This is a genomic window from Bradyrhizobium sp. JR4.1 (assembly GCF_040548605.1).
Lineage (GTDB): Bacteria > Pseudomonadota > Alphaproteobacteria > Rhizobiales > Xanthobacteraceae > Bradyrhizobium > Bradyrhizobium canariense.
In genome coordinates, this window is sequence record NZ_JBEPRY010000012.1 from 119,770 (window position 1) to 132,401 (window position 12,632).

General features: G+C 64.6%; 11 protein-coding genes. 3 read left to right on the forward strand and 8 right to left on the reverse strand.

Going from position 1 to position 12,632, the window contains the following annotated elements; all coding sequences use genetic code 11:
• Positions 1-55: 55 nt before the first annotated feature.
• The 4 genes from ABIB90_RS23130 to pgm all read right to left on the reverse strand — a co-directional run bounded on the left by ABIB90_RS23130 (position 56) and on the right by pgm (position 4,796).
• The gene (locus ABIB90_RS23130; RefSeq protein ID WP_354201434.1) at positions 56-1,036 is read right to left on the reverse strand and encodes a PDR/VanB family oxidoreductase; all 981 of its coding nucleotides are present in this window, start codon (positions 1,034-1,036) and stop codon (positions 56-58) included.
• 10 nt (positions 1,037-1,046) lie between these two features.
• Positions 1,047-1,799: a GntR family transcriptional regulator gene (locus ABIB90_RS23135; RefSeq protein ID WP_007595257.1), complete on the reverse strand. Its 753-nt coding sequence runs from the start codon at positions 1,797-1,799 to the stop codon at positions 1,047-1,049.
• Positions 1,800-1,805: 6 nt separating this feature from the next.
• The gene (locus ABIB90_RS23140; protein WP_354169598.1) at positions 1,806-2,855 is read right to left on the reverse strand and encodes an aromatic ring-hydroxylating dioxygenase subunit alpha; all 1,050 of its coding nucleotides are present in this window, start codon (positions 2,853-2,855) and stop codon (positions 1,806-1,808) included.
• A 294-nt stretch (positions 2,856-3,149) separates the two neighbouring features.
• The gene (gene pgm / locus ABIB90_RS23145; protein WP_354169596.1) at positions 3,150-4,796 is read right to left on the reverse strand and encodes a phosphoglucomutase (alpha-D-glucose-1,6-bisphosphate-dependent); all 1,647 of its coding nucleotides are present in this window, start codon (positions 4,794-4,796) and stop codon (positions 3,150-3,152) included.
• A 143-nt stretch (positions 4,797-4,939) separates the two neighbouring features.
• On the opposite strand from pgm, the gene ABIB90_RS23150 reads away from it, so the two are divergent.
• Both ABIB90_RS23150 and ABIB90_RS23155 read left to right on the forward strand, forming a co-directional pair.
• A complete protein-coding gene (locus ABIB90_RS23150) occupies positions 4,940-6,082 on the forward strand; it encodes an alpha/beta hydrolase family protein (RefSeq protein ID WP_354169594.1) in 1,143 nt (380 codons plus the stop codon).
• Positions 6,083-6,179: 97 nt separating this feature from the next.
• The gene (locus ABIB90_RS23155; RefSeq protein ID WP_219684509.1) at positions 6,180-6,986 is read left to right on the forward strand and encodes a transglycosylase SLT domain-containing protein; all 807 of its coding nucleotides are present in this window, start codon (positions 6,180-6,182) and stop codon (positions 6,984-6,986) included.
• A 232-nt stretch (positions 6,987-7,218) separates the two neighbouring features.
• On the opposite strand, the gene ABIB90_RS23160 is transcribed toward ABIB90_RS23155, so the two are convergent.
• Positions 7,219-8,031 carry a response regulator transcription factor gene (locus ABIB90_RS23160; protein WP_007595262.1) on the reverse strand — a complete coding sequence of 271 codons (813 nt, stop codon included), beginning with the start codon at positions 8,029-8,031 and terminating at the stop codon, positions 7,219-7,221.
• A gap of 249 nt (positions 8,032-8,280) precedes the next feature.
• Between ABIB90_RS23160 and ABIB90_RS23165 the strand changes: the two genes are divergently transcribed.
• Complete coding sequence (locus ABIB90_RS23165; protein ID WP_354201435.1) at positions 8,281-9,129, forward strand: MBL fold metallo-hydrolase; 849 nt, start codon at positions 8,281-8,283, stop codon at positions 9,127-9,129.
• A 30-nt stretch (positions 9,130-9,159) separates the two neighbouring features.
• On the opposite strand, the gene ABIB90_RS23170 is transcribed toward ABIB90_RS23165, so the two are convergent.
• The 3 genes from ABIB90_RS23170 to ABIB90_RS23180 all read right to left on the reverse strand — a co-directional run bounded on the left by ABIB90_RS23170 (position 9,160) and on the right by ABIB90_RS23180 (position 12,569).
• The gene (locus ABIB90_RS23170) at positions 9,160-10,050 is read right to left on the reverse strand and encodes an aldose 1-epimerase family protein (protein ID WP_007595264.1); all 891 of its coding nucleotides are present in this window, start codon (positions 10,048-10,050) and stop codon (positions 9,160-9,162) included.
• 74 nt (positions 10,051-10,124) lie between these two features.
• Positions 10,125-11,537 carry a mannose-1-phosphate guanylyltransferase/mannose-6-phosphate isomerase gene (locus tag ABIB90_RS23175; RefSeq protein ID WP_219684442.1) on the reverse strand — a complete coding sequence of 471 codons (1,413 nt, stop codon included), beginning with the start codon at positions 11,535-11,537 and terminating at the stop codon, positions 10,125-10,127.
• A gap of 24 nt (positions 11,538-11,561) precedes the next feature.
• Complete coding sequence (locus tag ABIB90_RS23180; protein WP_219684441.1) at positions 11,562-12,569, reverse strand: NAD-dependent epimerase/dehydratase family protein; 1,008 nt, start codon at positions 12,567-12,569, stop codon at positions 11,562-11,564.
• Positions 12,570-12,632 lie beyond the last annotated feature (63 nt).

Below are 12,632 nucleotides of genomic sequence, written 5' to 3' on the forward strand. Positions count from 1 at the left end.
CATGAAAGACGCCATTGACCAGGTGTTGCCGCGGCGTCCCCGCCCCAGCTTCTCCTCAGACAGGATCCGCCCGCAGCAGCGTGTCCACCGTGATGGTGCCCCGGGCGCGGGAGACGCAGGCGCAGATCTTCTGGTTGCTTTGCTTCTGATGGTCGCTGAAGAAGACGTCGCGATGGTCGATCTCGCCGTCGATCGCGACCACGTCGATGGCGCACAGGCCGCATTCGCCCCGCTTGCAATCGTACATGACGTCGTGGCCGCTGGCGTTGAGCACGTCCAGCATCGAGCGCTCGCGTGGGATCTCCAGCTCGACATCGGAGCCTTTCAAGCGCACGCGAAACGTCTCGGTCGGCAGCGTGCCGCTGGAACCGAACGTCTCGTAGCGCAGATCGGGAAGCGGATGGCCGGCGCCGATCCAGGCGTGGCGCGCGGCATCCAGCATCCGCATCGGGCCGCAGAACAGCGCCAGCGCATCCTTGGGCACCGAGGCGAACATGGCGTCGAGATCGAGCCGCTTGCCCTCATCGCTGGCGTGAACGACCAGGCGATCACCAAGCGTTGCGGCGAGATCGTCGAGATAGGCAGCCTCGGTGCGCGAGCGCACCGCGTAATGCAGCGTGACATCGGCGCCGCGCCGCGCCAGCGCCTGCGCCGCGCCGAGAATCGGGGTGATGCCGATGCCGCCGGCGATCAGGCAGTAATGTTGGCGCGCCCAGTCGACTGCGAGCAGCGAGGCGGGCGTCGTGATGTCGAGCCGCGCGCCCGGCTGCAACGACCACATATAGCGCGAGCCGCCACGCGAGTCCTCGGCGCGGCGCACCGCGATCCTTAAACCCCGCGACGACGCTTCCCCGACCAGCGAATAGGACCGCGTCTCGGGCTGCCCGTCGATGGTGACGCTGATATTGATGTGGCTGCCGACCGGATAGGCGGCGCCGTCGAACTGGTCCGGCCGGATCAGGAATTCGCGGATGCCCGGCGCGAGATCGCGCGTCGAGACGAGCGTCGCCGGACTCCAGGTTTCGATGAAGCGCATGACACTCCCCTCAATCGGTTGCGGACTTGATCAGCGCGAGCGCCGGCAGCAGGTCGAGATGGGTTCGGTTGCGTAGCGCAAGCCGCAGATTGCGCACCGCGAGCCGCGCATGCTCGCGCATGACCGCTTCGGCGCGGGCGCCTTCGCGGTTCTCGATGGCGTCGATCACGACGCGGTGGTGCTCCTGCCCGATGATCAGGATCTGCTGCGCCTCGGGCAGCGCGGACTGCGCCATCACGAAACCGCTTGGGGATGCAAACGGCAGCGACGAGGCGCGGTCGATCTGCCGGATCAGCGGCGGGCTTCGCGACAATTCGGTGAGCAGGGCGTGGAAGCGCGCGTTCAGCGTGACATAGGACGAGAACGCATCCACCGAGATCGGGACCTGGCGCAACAGCTCGTCGATCGCGGCAAGGCACTCCTTCAGCGGCTCGAGCTCGCGCGCGGACACGCCGCGCTCGGCGGCAAAGCGCGCGGCGAGCCCTTCCAGCGTGCCGCGCAGCTCGATGGAATCGGAGATGTCGCGCTCGGAGAACGCCTTCACCATGAAGCCGCCGGAGGGAATCGCCTCCAAGAGGCCCTCCTCCTCCAGCCGCACCAGCGCCATGCGCACCGGGGTGCGCGAGGCGCCGGTGGTCTCCACCGCCTGGAGCTCGGAGATGCGCTCGCCCGGGCGCAACGAGCCCGAGAGGAGCTGGTCGCGCAGCGCGAGCTGCGCCTTCACGGTCTGCGAGACGGAGCGGTCGACCTCACGCTCGGCCATGTCGGCTTACTCCGCAGCCTGGAGGTGCTGCGGCGGGTTTTCCTTTGCCACCATCTTGTCGATCAGCTTGCGCGTCCACATCGCGCCGGCGTCGATGTTGAGATTGTAGAAGATGCGATCCGGGTTCTCGTCCATCGCGCGCTGCTGCGCCTCGAGGATCAGCTCGTCCTCGTGGAAGATGCCGGAGACGCCCTCGCGGATCTCGGTGGTGATGCGCTGCTCGCCGAGCTGATAGTTGCGCACGAAGGCCCAGAAATAGTGGCAGGTCTTCTCGGTCTCTGGCGTGATGGTGTTGAGCACGAAGCCGTTGACGCCCTGCGAGCGGTCGCCTTCCGGCGCGCCGGTGCCGGTCGGCGCCACGCCGACGTCGATGGCAATGGTGCACGGCGCTTCGAAACGGATGATCTGCCAGCGGTCGACGAGTCCGGACTTGCCGAGTTGTTTCGCCCAGAACGGCGGCGCCTCGATGCCGCGCATCCAGCGCGTCACCGTCACCGTCTTCTCGCCATGGGTGACGTCGAACGGCGCCTCCGCGACCGCCTCGTTGCCGATGGACGAGCCGTGCACGAAGGTCTCGTGGGTGAGGTCCATGAGATTGTCGAGCACGAGGCGGTAGTCGCAATTGACGTGGATGGTCTTGCCGTCGCCGGCCCAGGCCGGGTCGTGATTCCAGTGCAGGTCGGGCACCAGCGCGGGATCGGCCAGCGCGGGATCGCCCATCCAGAGCCAGATGTAGCGGTGACGCTCGACAACGGGATAGGCGCGCACACAGGCCGACGGGTTGATGGTCTCCTGCGAGGGCATGAAGGTGCAGCGCCCTTGCGCGTTGTATTTCAGGCCGTGATAGCCGCAGACGACCGTGTCGCCTTCGAGCCGTCCCTTGGACAGCGGCACCAGGCGGTGCCAGCAGGCATCCTCCAGCGCGGCGACCGAGCCATCGGCCTTGCGGTACATCACGACGTGCTTGCCGCAGATCATCCGCGGCAGCAGCGCCGGCTTGACGTCGGCGTCCCAGGCGGCGGCATACCAGGCGTTCATCGGGAAGGGTTTTGTCACCGGTCTCACTCCCAGAGCTTATGAATACGTTATGTATACAATAGCGGGGGAATGGAATCGTTCAAGGGCGAATATGGCGTATTATAATACCTTAAAGTGAAATGCTGTATACATCAAAAAATCCACGGTCATTCCCCGCGAAAGCGGAGAATCCAGTACTCCGCGGCAGACGTTGGGTTCACACAACTTCCGCCGCGGAGTACTGGATCGCCCGCCTGCGCGGACGATGACACCGAGCATACGGCGCTCTCCCCCCGGAGAAGCGCGAGAAGCGGCACCTGCCGCTGGAGTGTTCTACGCCCCGAACACCTTCGCCAACCCTGCCTGAGCCTCCTGCTGAATCGCCTTCAGGTGCTCGGGGCTGCGAAAACTCTCCGCGTAGATCTTGTAGACGTCCTCGGTGCCTGACGGCCTGGCGGCGAACCAGCCGAAATCGGTTTCGACCTTGATGCCGCCGAACGGCTGGCCGTTGCCGGGCGCCTTGCTCAGGGTGGCGCGGACGGGGTCACCGGCGAGATCCTTCAGGCCGAGCTGCTCGGGCGTGACGGACTTCAGGATGTTCTTCTGCGGTGTGGTCGCGGCGACGTCGATGCGCGCGTAATGCGGCACGCCGAACTCGGCAGTGAGGTCGTTGAAGAGCTGGCTCGGATCGCGGCCGGACTTGGCCATGATCTCGGCCGCGAGCAGGCCAAGGATGATGCCGTCCTTATCGGTGGTCCACACCGTGCCGTCGCGGCGCAGGAACGAGGCGCCTGCACTCTCCTCGCCGCCAAAGCCGAAGCCGCCCGAGAGCAGGCCGTCGACGAACCATTTGAAGCCGACCGGGGTCTCGACCAGCTTGCGGTCGAGTTTTTTCGCGACGCGGTCGATGATCGAGCTCGACACCACGGTCTTGCCGATCGCGGCGTCCCTGCCCCAGTTCGGGCGGTGCGCGAACAGATAGAAGATCGCGGTCGCGAGGTAATGGTTCGGATTCATCAGGCCGCCGGTGCGCGTCACGATGCCGTGGCGGTCGGCATCGGTATCGTTGGCAAACGCGACGTCGAAGCGGTCGCGCATCGCGATCAGGCTCGCCATCGCGTAAGGCGAGGAGCAGTCCATGCGGATCTTGCCGTCCCAATCCACCGTCATGAAGCGGAAGGTCGGGTCGATCGCCTCGTTCACCACGGTCGCCTTCAGGCCGTAGCGCTCGATGATCGGATGCCAATAATGCACGGCGGCGCCGCCGAGCGGATCGATGCCAATGTTGACGCCGGCGGATTTGACCAGGTCGAGATCGACGACGTTGCCGAGGTCTGCGACATAGGGTGTGACGTAGTCATAGGCGTGGACGTTCGCAGACCTGCGCGCCCTGGCGTAGTCGATGCGGTTCACGCCCTTGAGGCCGTCGGCGAGATAGGCATTGGCCCGCTTCTCGATCACGGAGGTCGCATCGGTGTCGGCCGGTCCGCCATGCGGCGGATTGTATTTGTAGCCGCCGTCCTCGGGGGGATTGTGCGAGGGCGTAACGACGACGCCGTCGGCAAGGCCCGAGGTGCGGCCCTTGTTGTAAGTCAGGATCGCATGCGAGATCACCGGCGTCGGCGTGTAGCCGCCGTCCTTGTCGATCATGATGTCGACGCCGTTGGCCGCGAACACCTCGACGGCGCTGACCAGCGCAGGCTCGGCCAGCGCATGGGTGTCGATGCCGATAAAGAGCGGACCGGTCAGCCCCTTTTCACGTCGGTAATCACAGATTGCCTGCGTCGTCGCGAGGATATGGCCCTCGTTGAAGCTAGTCTTGAACGAGGTGCCGCGATGGCCGGAGGTGCCGAACGCCACCCGCTGCGCGGGATCCGCGACATCCGGCTTGCCGGCGAAATAGGCCGTCACCAGCCGCGGAACGTTGGTGAGCGCGTCCGGCGAGGCCTGCTTGCCCGCCGCGGGATGAACATCAGCCACTGGATATACCTCGTCTGTCGTCAGAGATTGCGCGATACCATAGCATCGGCCAAGCCCCCGCCAAGAGCACAACACCCGCAATGGGGCGGCCGTTCCTGGGATCATGCTATGGTCTTTCCGATCGGGGCTTTTCGAGTCGGGGCATGACGCTGTTTCAGAGGCTCTTGGTTGTTCTGATGGCTTGGCTTGCGACGGCCGGCATCGTGCCCGATGCGATGGCCGCGGAGTTCTACACCGAGGATTTGCGTATCCCGATGGTCGAGGCTGGACCGCAGGGGCTGGAGGCGTTCCTGGTCCGGCCGGCCGGGACCAAGCGCTATCCGCTCGCGCTGCTCAGCCACGGTTCGCCGCGCAGTTTCGACGATCGCGCGACGATGTCCGCGCACAAATATTACGGCATCGCTCTCGAATATGCCCGGCGCGGCTTCGCCGCGCTGATCGTGATGCGGCGCGGCTACGGCACCTCGCCCGGTGGGCGCGTCGACAGCGTCGGCGGCTGCGCCAATGCCGCTTATCTGCCGGCCGCGGCGGTCGCGGTGGCGGATTTGCGCGCGGCGATCGATGCGATGGTGCGCAGGGCCGACGTGACCACCTCGGGCATGATCGCGGCCGGTCATTCTGCCGGCGGGTTCGCCACCGTCGCCCTGACCGCGCAGGCGCCAGCGGGTCTCGTTGCCGCGATCAGCTTTGCCGGCGGGCGCGGCTCGCGCGACGACGACGATATCTGCAATCCCGACGGGCTGGTGCAGACCTTCGCCACGTTCGGCAAAACCTCGCGCGCGCCGATGCTGTGGGTCTATGCCGCCAACGATTCATACTTCGGTCCCGAACTCGCGCGGCGCCTCCTTGACGAATTTCGCGCCAATGGCGGCAACGCGAAATTCGTCGCAGCGCCGCCTTACGGCGACGATGGCCACTACCTCTATTCGGTCGTGAGCCGTCCGCAATGGACGCCGTATCTCGACGCCTTCCTGCGCGAGCGAGGTCTCGGCCACGATGTCCTGAGCCCGCCTGATCCGCTCCCGCCGCCGGGCCAGCTCAGCGAGGCCGCGCGCGCCGAGTTCGCGCGCTATCTTACCAGCACGATGCCGCACAAGGCCTTTGCGGTGTCGCCGAACGGCGGTTACGGCTGGCGTTCGGGGCGGGCAACGGTAGACGACGCCCAGCGCGATTCACTTGCCGCCTGCACAAAATGGTCGCCCACCTGCACGCTCTATGCGGTCGACGACAAATTGGCCGGGGCTGCGCCAAGCATATCAACCGACCAGAGCTCGCGGTCGCGATAGCCTCGCTGCGCCGCCGGCCGCTCGCGCCGTCCGGGCCGGGCCGTCCCCCGGGCCGCCAGAAAATCGGTTGTTAACTCGAAAGATATAATACGTGTCCATGCTGCGGGATCGAACACACATCAATGCCCGCGCGACGTGGACACACGTTGCGATCGCTGTGCTTTGGTTGGCATCCACCTCCGTGTACGCCCAGAACGACGTGGAACCGGCGTTGGCGGCTGGCGGTCACAATGCAGATCTCGGCGCCGGAGAGACGCCGGCCTCGCGGGCGGCAATCCGAAAAATCATCGAAAGAGAAACGGCCAAGACCGATCTGCCCCCGGACATCGCGGAGGCCGTCGTCTTCGTTGAAAGCGGATACAATCCGGGCACCATCGGCGCCGTCGGCGAGATCGGCCTCATGCAGGTTCGGCCCGAAACGGCAGCGATGCTTGGATTTCGGGGAAATAACGCAGAACTCGCAGAGCCCGATATCAACATCCACTACGGCGTTCTCTATCTGAGCCGCGCATGGCGCCTCGCAGGCGGGGACCTTTGCCGTGCCCTGATGAAATATCGAGCAGGTCACGACGAGGAGTCCATGACTCCGCGCTCGCAGGTCTATTGTCATCGCGCCCGCAACCGTCTGGTCTCCATGAACTCGACGAATGTAGGAAACCAGGCTGCGGCCGTCACAGATGTGGCACCGGCGCCAACAGCGACACCCACCGTCTCGACGTCCGCGCACAATCAGAAGTCAGCGCATAATCAAAAAACACCGGCACAGCCGAAGGACGTTTACGCGCGTTACCGCCAAGGCACGGCCGCGGCGAGCAGGGCATATTGGGCAGCACAGGAAGCCCGGGTTCGCCTCATCAAGGCTCGCGTCGAAGCCAAGTGGAAACGGGTCGCATCACGCCAATAGAATTAGAGTTGCTTGCCTTGAGACGAGCAGCGGTTGGACGAACGACATTTTTGAAACCGAACTTTGAAACCGAACGTGAATAGAGATCATGCACAATAGTTTGAGAGTTTTGTTTGCAATCGTCGCGACCGGCGCCGTGGCGCTGTCCGCCTTTCTCGCCATTCGGTTCCTCGTCGGTTTCAGTGGTTGAACCCGATGGCGCAGCCGGCACGATTTCGTGCTGCGCCTCCGTCTAGAGCCGCTCGCTCAGGGCGAGCTTGTAGCCGACGCCGGTGACCGTGGTGATGACGGGCGTGCCGCTGCCGACGAGCTTGCGGCGCAGCCTCGCCACCAAGGCATCGACGGTGCGGATGTCGACCTCGGCCTGGCGGTTGCTGACGACCTCGATCAGATAGTCGCGGCTAAGCGGCCTGCCGTCGGCGCCGACGAGTGCCGCGAGCAGGTCGAATTCGGCGCGTGTCAGCGCCACCGGCTTGCCGTCGCTGCCGAGCAGCTCGCGCCGCGTCAGGTCGATGATCCAGTCGCCGAACGCGATCGAATTGTGGGTGCGCGCCGCCTTGCGGTCGATCGAGCGCCGCCGCAGCACGCTTCGCGCGCGCGCGAGCAGGTCGCGCAAATTGATCGGCTTGGTAACGTAGTGGTCGCCCGCGACCTCGAGGCCGAGGATGCGATCGACGTCGGTGTCGCGGCGGGTGACGAAGATGATGCCCGCATTGCTGGTCGCCTGGATCTCCTTGGCGAGATCGAAACCGTCGCCGTCGGGCAGTTGCACGTCGAGGAAGACGAGATCGGTCCGCATCCGCAGCGCCTGGCGGCATTCCGCGCAGGAGCCGGCGCCGACCACGTCGAAATTGTTCTCGCTGAAATAACCGACCAGCATCGTCCGCGTCACCGGATCGTCCTCGACGACGATCAGTCGCTCGCGGCCGGCGACACGCAATTCCTGAACTGCGGAATCAGCCACGATGTTGGATGTCCTGTGTGCTTGCGGGCCGACCTGGAAGCTCAGGTCGCCGAGCGCGCCGCCCTGTGAACGTACATTCACGACTTGTTCGAGCCCCCTCGAATTGCCTGCTGCAATACTAGGCACGTTAGCGCGCCCAAACAACATTGGTCACGATCCAGCTGGATTAAGTATGAATTGGCCCACACTTCTCATCTCGCGCAGCATGTTCGAGGGCCCCGTACGCGCGGCTGTTGTGCGGGCTGAAGCCCATCCCGCGGCCGCTTGCCACGCCAAGAGCTTCAAATCTACTGTGGCGTCCCGAAAAGTCTGCCCCCAGGAGGTGGCGCCATGGAAGTCATCCTGCTCGGCACCGGCGGCCCGCGCCCGGACCCGCGCCGCATGGCGACGACCACGCTGATCAGGCTCGGCGAGGAAAATATCCTGATCGACGCAGGCCGCGGCGTCGTGGTGCAGCTCAGCAAGGCCGGCGTGCCGCTCGGCTCCATCAACACGGTGTTCCTTACTCATCACCATTTCGACCACATCGGCGACCTCTACGACGTGATGCTCAATTCATGGTTGCACGGGCGCAAAGACGATCTGCGCATCTATGGACCGCCGGATACCGAACGGCTCGTCAATACGCTCGTCACGCAGGTCTACGACAAGGACATCGCCTGGCGCGATCAGGGCGAGCCGAGCTTCGGCGGCTGGAAACCTGTCGTCGCGACCGACATTATAGCGGGCCCCGTTCTCGACACCGGGCGCTGGAAGATCAGCGCCGAACTCGTCTCGCATGGCGACGGCCTCGACATGTCACCGGCCTTCCTCGCACGCTGGATGTGTCTCGGCTACCGCTTCGAGGCCGAGGGCAAGGTCATCGCAATTTCCGGCGACACGGTGCCCTGCCCCGGTCTCGAGCGGTTGGCTGAGGGGGCCGACCTGCTGGTCCAGTGCTGCTTCCTCGCCACGCCGGAGATCGACAACGAGCACCTACGCCGGCTTGCGAAATTCACGATGGCCTGCGGCGATACAGTCGGCAAGGTCGCGGCCAAGGCCGGCGTCAAGAAGCTCGCGCTGACCCATCACCGGCCTCGCACCGACGATTCCATGCTGAACGCGCTGCTCGTGGACGTCAGGCGGGACTACTCGGGTCCTGTCGTGCTCGGCGAGGACCTCACACGGATCGAGGTCTGAGAACTTGAGATGTGCGAACGCCGTCCGGCCTCAGGCCGATCCAACCTCAACCCGAAATGACAATCGCTCTTCCGTTCCGGGCGCGATGTGCATCAGACCCGGCTTGTCGCTGAACTCTCCGTCGAAATCGGCCGGAGTGGCATAGCCGCGCCAGGGCTCGATGCAGAGGAACGGCGCGCCCGACGGTTTCGACCAGACGCCAAGCTCGCGAAAGCCGTCCCATGACATTTTCAACCACGGCCCGGTGGACGCCCCCTGCTCGGCGGCATAGCGGACCGAATTGCTCGCGATCCGATCGAAGATGATTGCGTCGTCGACGAACAAGGATTCGGACAAGGGCAACACGGAGCCTTTGATCGGGCTCGGCTCCGTTGCCGGACGCAGCAAGCCGCCGTCGAGTCGGCGGACGGGAGATGGTTCTGCGTTCGCGAAGCTCAGCGCGTAGCTCTCCTTCGCCAGTCCCGGTTGGAGCGGCCAGTTGAAAGCGGGATGGCCGCCGAGCGAGGCCGGCAATATCTCCTTGCCGGTGTTCGCGACCGTGAGTGAAAGATCGAGACCGGATTCGTCGAGCGCATAGGTTGCCGTCAGACGGAACGCGAAGGGGTAGAGCGCGCGCGTCGTCTCGCTGTCTTCGAGCACCAGGACACAGCGACTTTCGCCACGTTCCGCCCACGCAAAGCGGCTGTCACGCGCGAAGCCGTGCTGGGTCATCCGGTAGGTCCTGCCCCGGTGCCGCAATTCGTCATTGGCGAGACGCCCGACGATGGGAAACAGCAGCGGCGCATGGCGCGGCCAGGCCGGCTCCGCCTGCCAGACGAACTCGATGCCGGCATCGCTCGCCAGCGAACACATCTCAGCGCCCTGCGCCTTGATAATGGCCGTGAGCCCACCGCTGCGGATCGTGTGCGTATCGTCGGTCATAACAGCCTGTTCAGATCATCGCAGTTCGCAGGACAATTTCCAAATGTTCGCGGAATGTTGGAGAGACACTCTGCTCACGACCTTTGATAGTCGTCTTCAATCCGGATGATGTCGTCTTCCCCGAGATAGCTTCCCGTCTGGACCTCGATCAGCTCCAGCATGATTTTACCGGGGTTCTCCATCCGGTGCACCGCGCCCATCGGGATGTAGATCGACTCGTTCTCGTGCACGCTTTTGACGGTCTCGTTGACGGTGACGCGGGCCGTGCCGCGGACGACGATCCAGTGCTCGGCGCGATGATGGTGCTTCTGCAGCGACAGACGTCCGCCCGGCTTGACCACGATGCGCTTGACCTGGTGGCGCTCGCCATTGTCGACCGATTGGTAGCTGCCCCAGGGCCGATGCACTTTGAGATGCTCCTCGGTGACCTTCGGCGCGACCGCCTTGAGTTTTGTGACCAGCCGCTTGAGCCCGTTGGCATCCTTCTGGCGCGAGACGAGAACCGCATCGGCAGTCGCAACCACGATGAGATCGTCGACGCCTTCGAGCGCGACCAGCGCGGCATCGGTGGTGACGTTGCAGTTGCGGCTATCTTCGAACACCGCGGCGCCATGCGAAGCATTGCCTTGCGCGTCCTTGTCCGACAATTCCCACACCGCGTGCCAGGAGCCGACGTCGGACCAGCCGCACGACACCGGCACCACCGCGGCGCGCGCGGTCTTCTCCATCACCGCATAGTCGATCGAGATCGCCTTGGCCGCGCCGAACGCCTCGGGCTCCAGCGTCACGAAGCCGAGATCGCGGCCGGCATTGCTAACGGCATTGGAAATCGCCTCCACGCTTGCCGCATCGACCTTGCGGTATTCGTCGAGCAGGACGCTGGCCGGGAACATGAAATTGCCGCTGTTCCAGAGATAGCCGGAATTGACGTAGTCGGCCGCCTTCACCGCATCCGGCTTCTCGACGAAGCGCGCGACCGCGTGTACCTCGCCGGAGATGACCTCGCCCGGGCGGATATAGCCGTATTCGGTCGCCGGCCGCTCTGGCTTGACGCCGAACGTGACGATGCGCCCGGCGCTCGCGGCGGTGAGGCCCTGGCGGCAGGCCGCGACGAAGGCGGCATTGTCCTGCACGACGTGGTCGGCGGCGAGCGCGAGCACGATCGCCTCACTCGAACGGTTCTGTGCGAACACCGCGCCGGCTGCGATCGCCGGGCCGGAATCGCGCCGCATCGGCTCGAGGATCACGTCGGCCTCGATGCCGATTTCGGCGAGCTGCTCCAGCACCATGAAGCGGTAGGAGGCATTGGTGATGACGATCGGGCGATCGAACAGCGAGGCCTCCGAGACGCGCAACAGCGTGTCCTGGAAGGTCGAGCGGGTGCCGAACAGCGGCAGGAACTGCTTGGGCCGCACCTCGCGCGAAGCCGGCCACAGCCGCGTTCCGGCACCGCCGCACATGATCAGGGGGATAATTTTTTGGGACACGTGTGAGCTACTCAAGAGAGGGGTTTATACGCGGTGATAATTTCGATACCATTCGACAAAGCGGCCCAAGCCATCCGCCAACGGCGTCGAGGGCGTGAAGCCGACGTCGCGTTGCAGGGCCGAAATGTCGGCGCGCGTCTCGAGGACGTCGCCAGCTTGCATCGGCAAAAGCGTGCGGATCGCGGGCTTGCCGATGATCTTCTCCAGTGTCTCGACGAACTCGATCAAATTGACCGAGCAATTGTTGCCGATGTTATAGACGCGATACGGCGCATAGCTCGACGAGTTTTCTGGCTGCTCGGCGTTCCACGCGGGATTCGGCGTCGCGGGCCGATCGAGGGTGCGGATCACGCCCTCGACGATGTCGTCGACATAGGTGAAATCGCGCCACATATTTCCATGATTGAAAAGCTTGATCGGCTCACCCGCAAAGATCGCGCGCGTGAAGAGCCAGGCGGCCATGTCGGGCCGGCCCCATGGACCATAGACAGTGAAGAAGCGAAGGCCGGTCACCGGCAGCTTGTGAACATGTGCGAACGTGTGCGCCATCAGCTCGTTGGCCCTCTTGCTCGCGGCATAGAGACTGACCGGATGATTGACCGAATGCTCGGTCGAATATGGCAAGGTGCGATTGGCGCCATACACGGAGCTCGACGAGGCGTAGACGAGATGCGCCAGGCCGTGGCGCCGGCCGGCTTCGAGCACGGTGACGAAGCCATCACAATTGGCGCGGATGGTGGTGATGGGATCGTCGATCGAAGCGCGCACGCCGGGCTGCGCCGCAAGGTGCACCACGCGGTCGGGCGAGACCTCGTCGAACACACGCGCCACCGCAGCGAAGTCTGCAAGATCGATCTCGTGGAATGTGAAGGCGTCATGCTTGAGCGTCTCGAGGCGAGCGCGCTTGAGCGCCGGATCATAGTAGGGAGTTACTGCGTCGATGCCGACAACTCGTTCCCCGCGCGCAAGCAAGCGCTCGCAGACATGCATGCCGATGAAGCCGGCAGCGCCGGTAACCACCACGGGGGCCAAAATAAACTCCGTTGTCCGTCCTCATATACCGCATTGCCAGACTGAACCGGTAGAGGCAAGGGT

Bases quoted from the DNA above. Each gene is read 5' to 3' on its own strand.
- ABIB90_RS23130 (WP_354201434.1), bottom strand. From the start codon at position 1,036: ATGCGCTTCATCGAAACCTGGAGTCCGGCGACGCTCGTCTCGACGCGC.
- ABIB90_RS23135 (WP_007595257.1), bottom strand. From the start codon at position 1,799: ATGGCCGAGCGTGAGGTCGACCGCTCCGTCTCGCAGACCGTGAAGGCG.
- ABIB90_RS23150 (WP_354169594.1), top strand. From the start codon at position 4,940: ATGACGCTGTTTCAGAGGCTCTTGGTTGTTCTGATGGCTTGGCTTGCG.
- ABIB90_RS23155 (WP_219684509.1), top strand. From the start codon at position 6,180: ATGCTGCGGGATCGAACACACATCAATGCCCGCGCGACGTGGACACAC.
- ABIB90_RS23165 (WP_354201435.1), top strand. From the start codon at position 8,281: ATGGAAGTCATCCTGCTCGGCACCGGCGGCCCGCGCCCGGACCCGCGC.
- ABIB90_RS23170 (WP_007595264.1), bottom strand. From the start codon at position 10,050: ATGACCGACGATACGCACACGATCCGCAGCGGTGGGCTCACGGCCATT.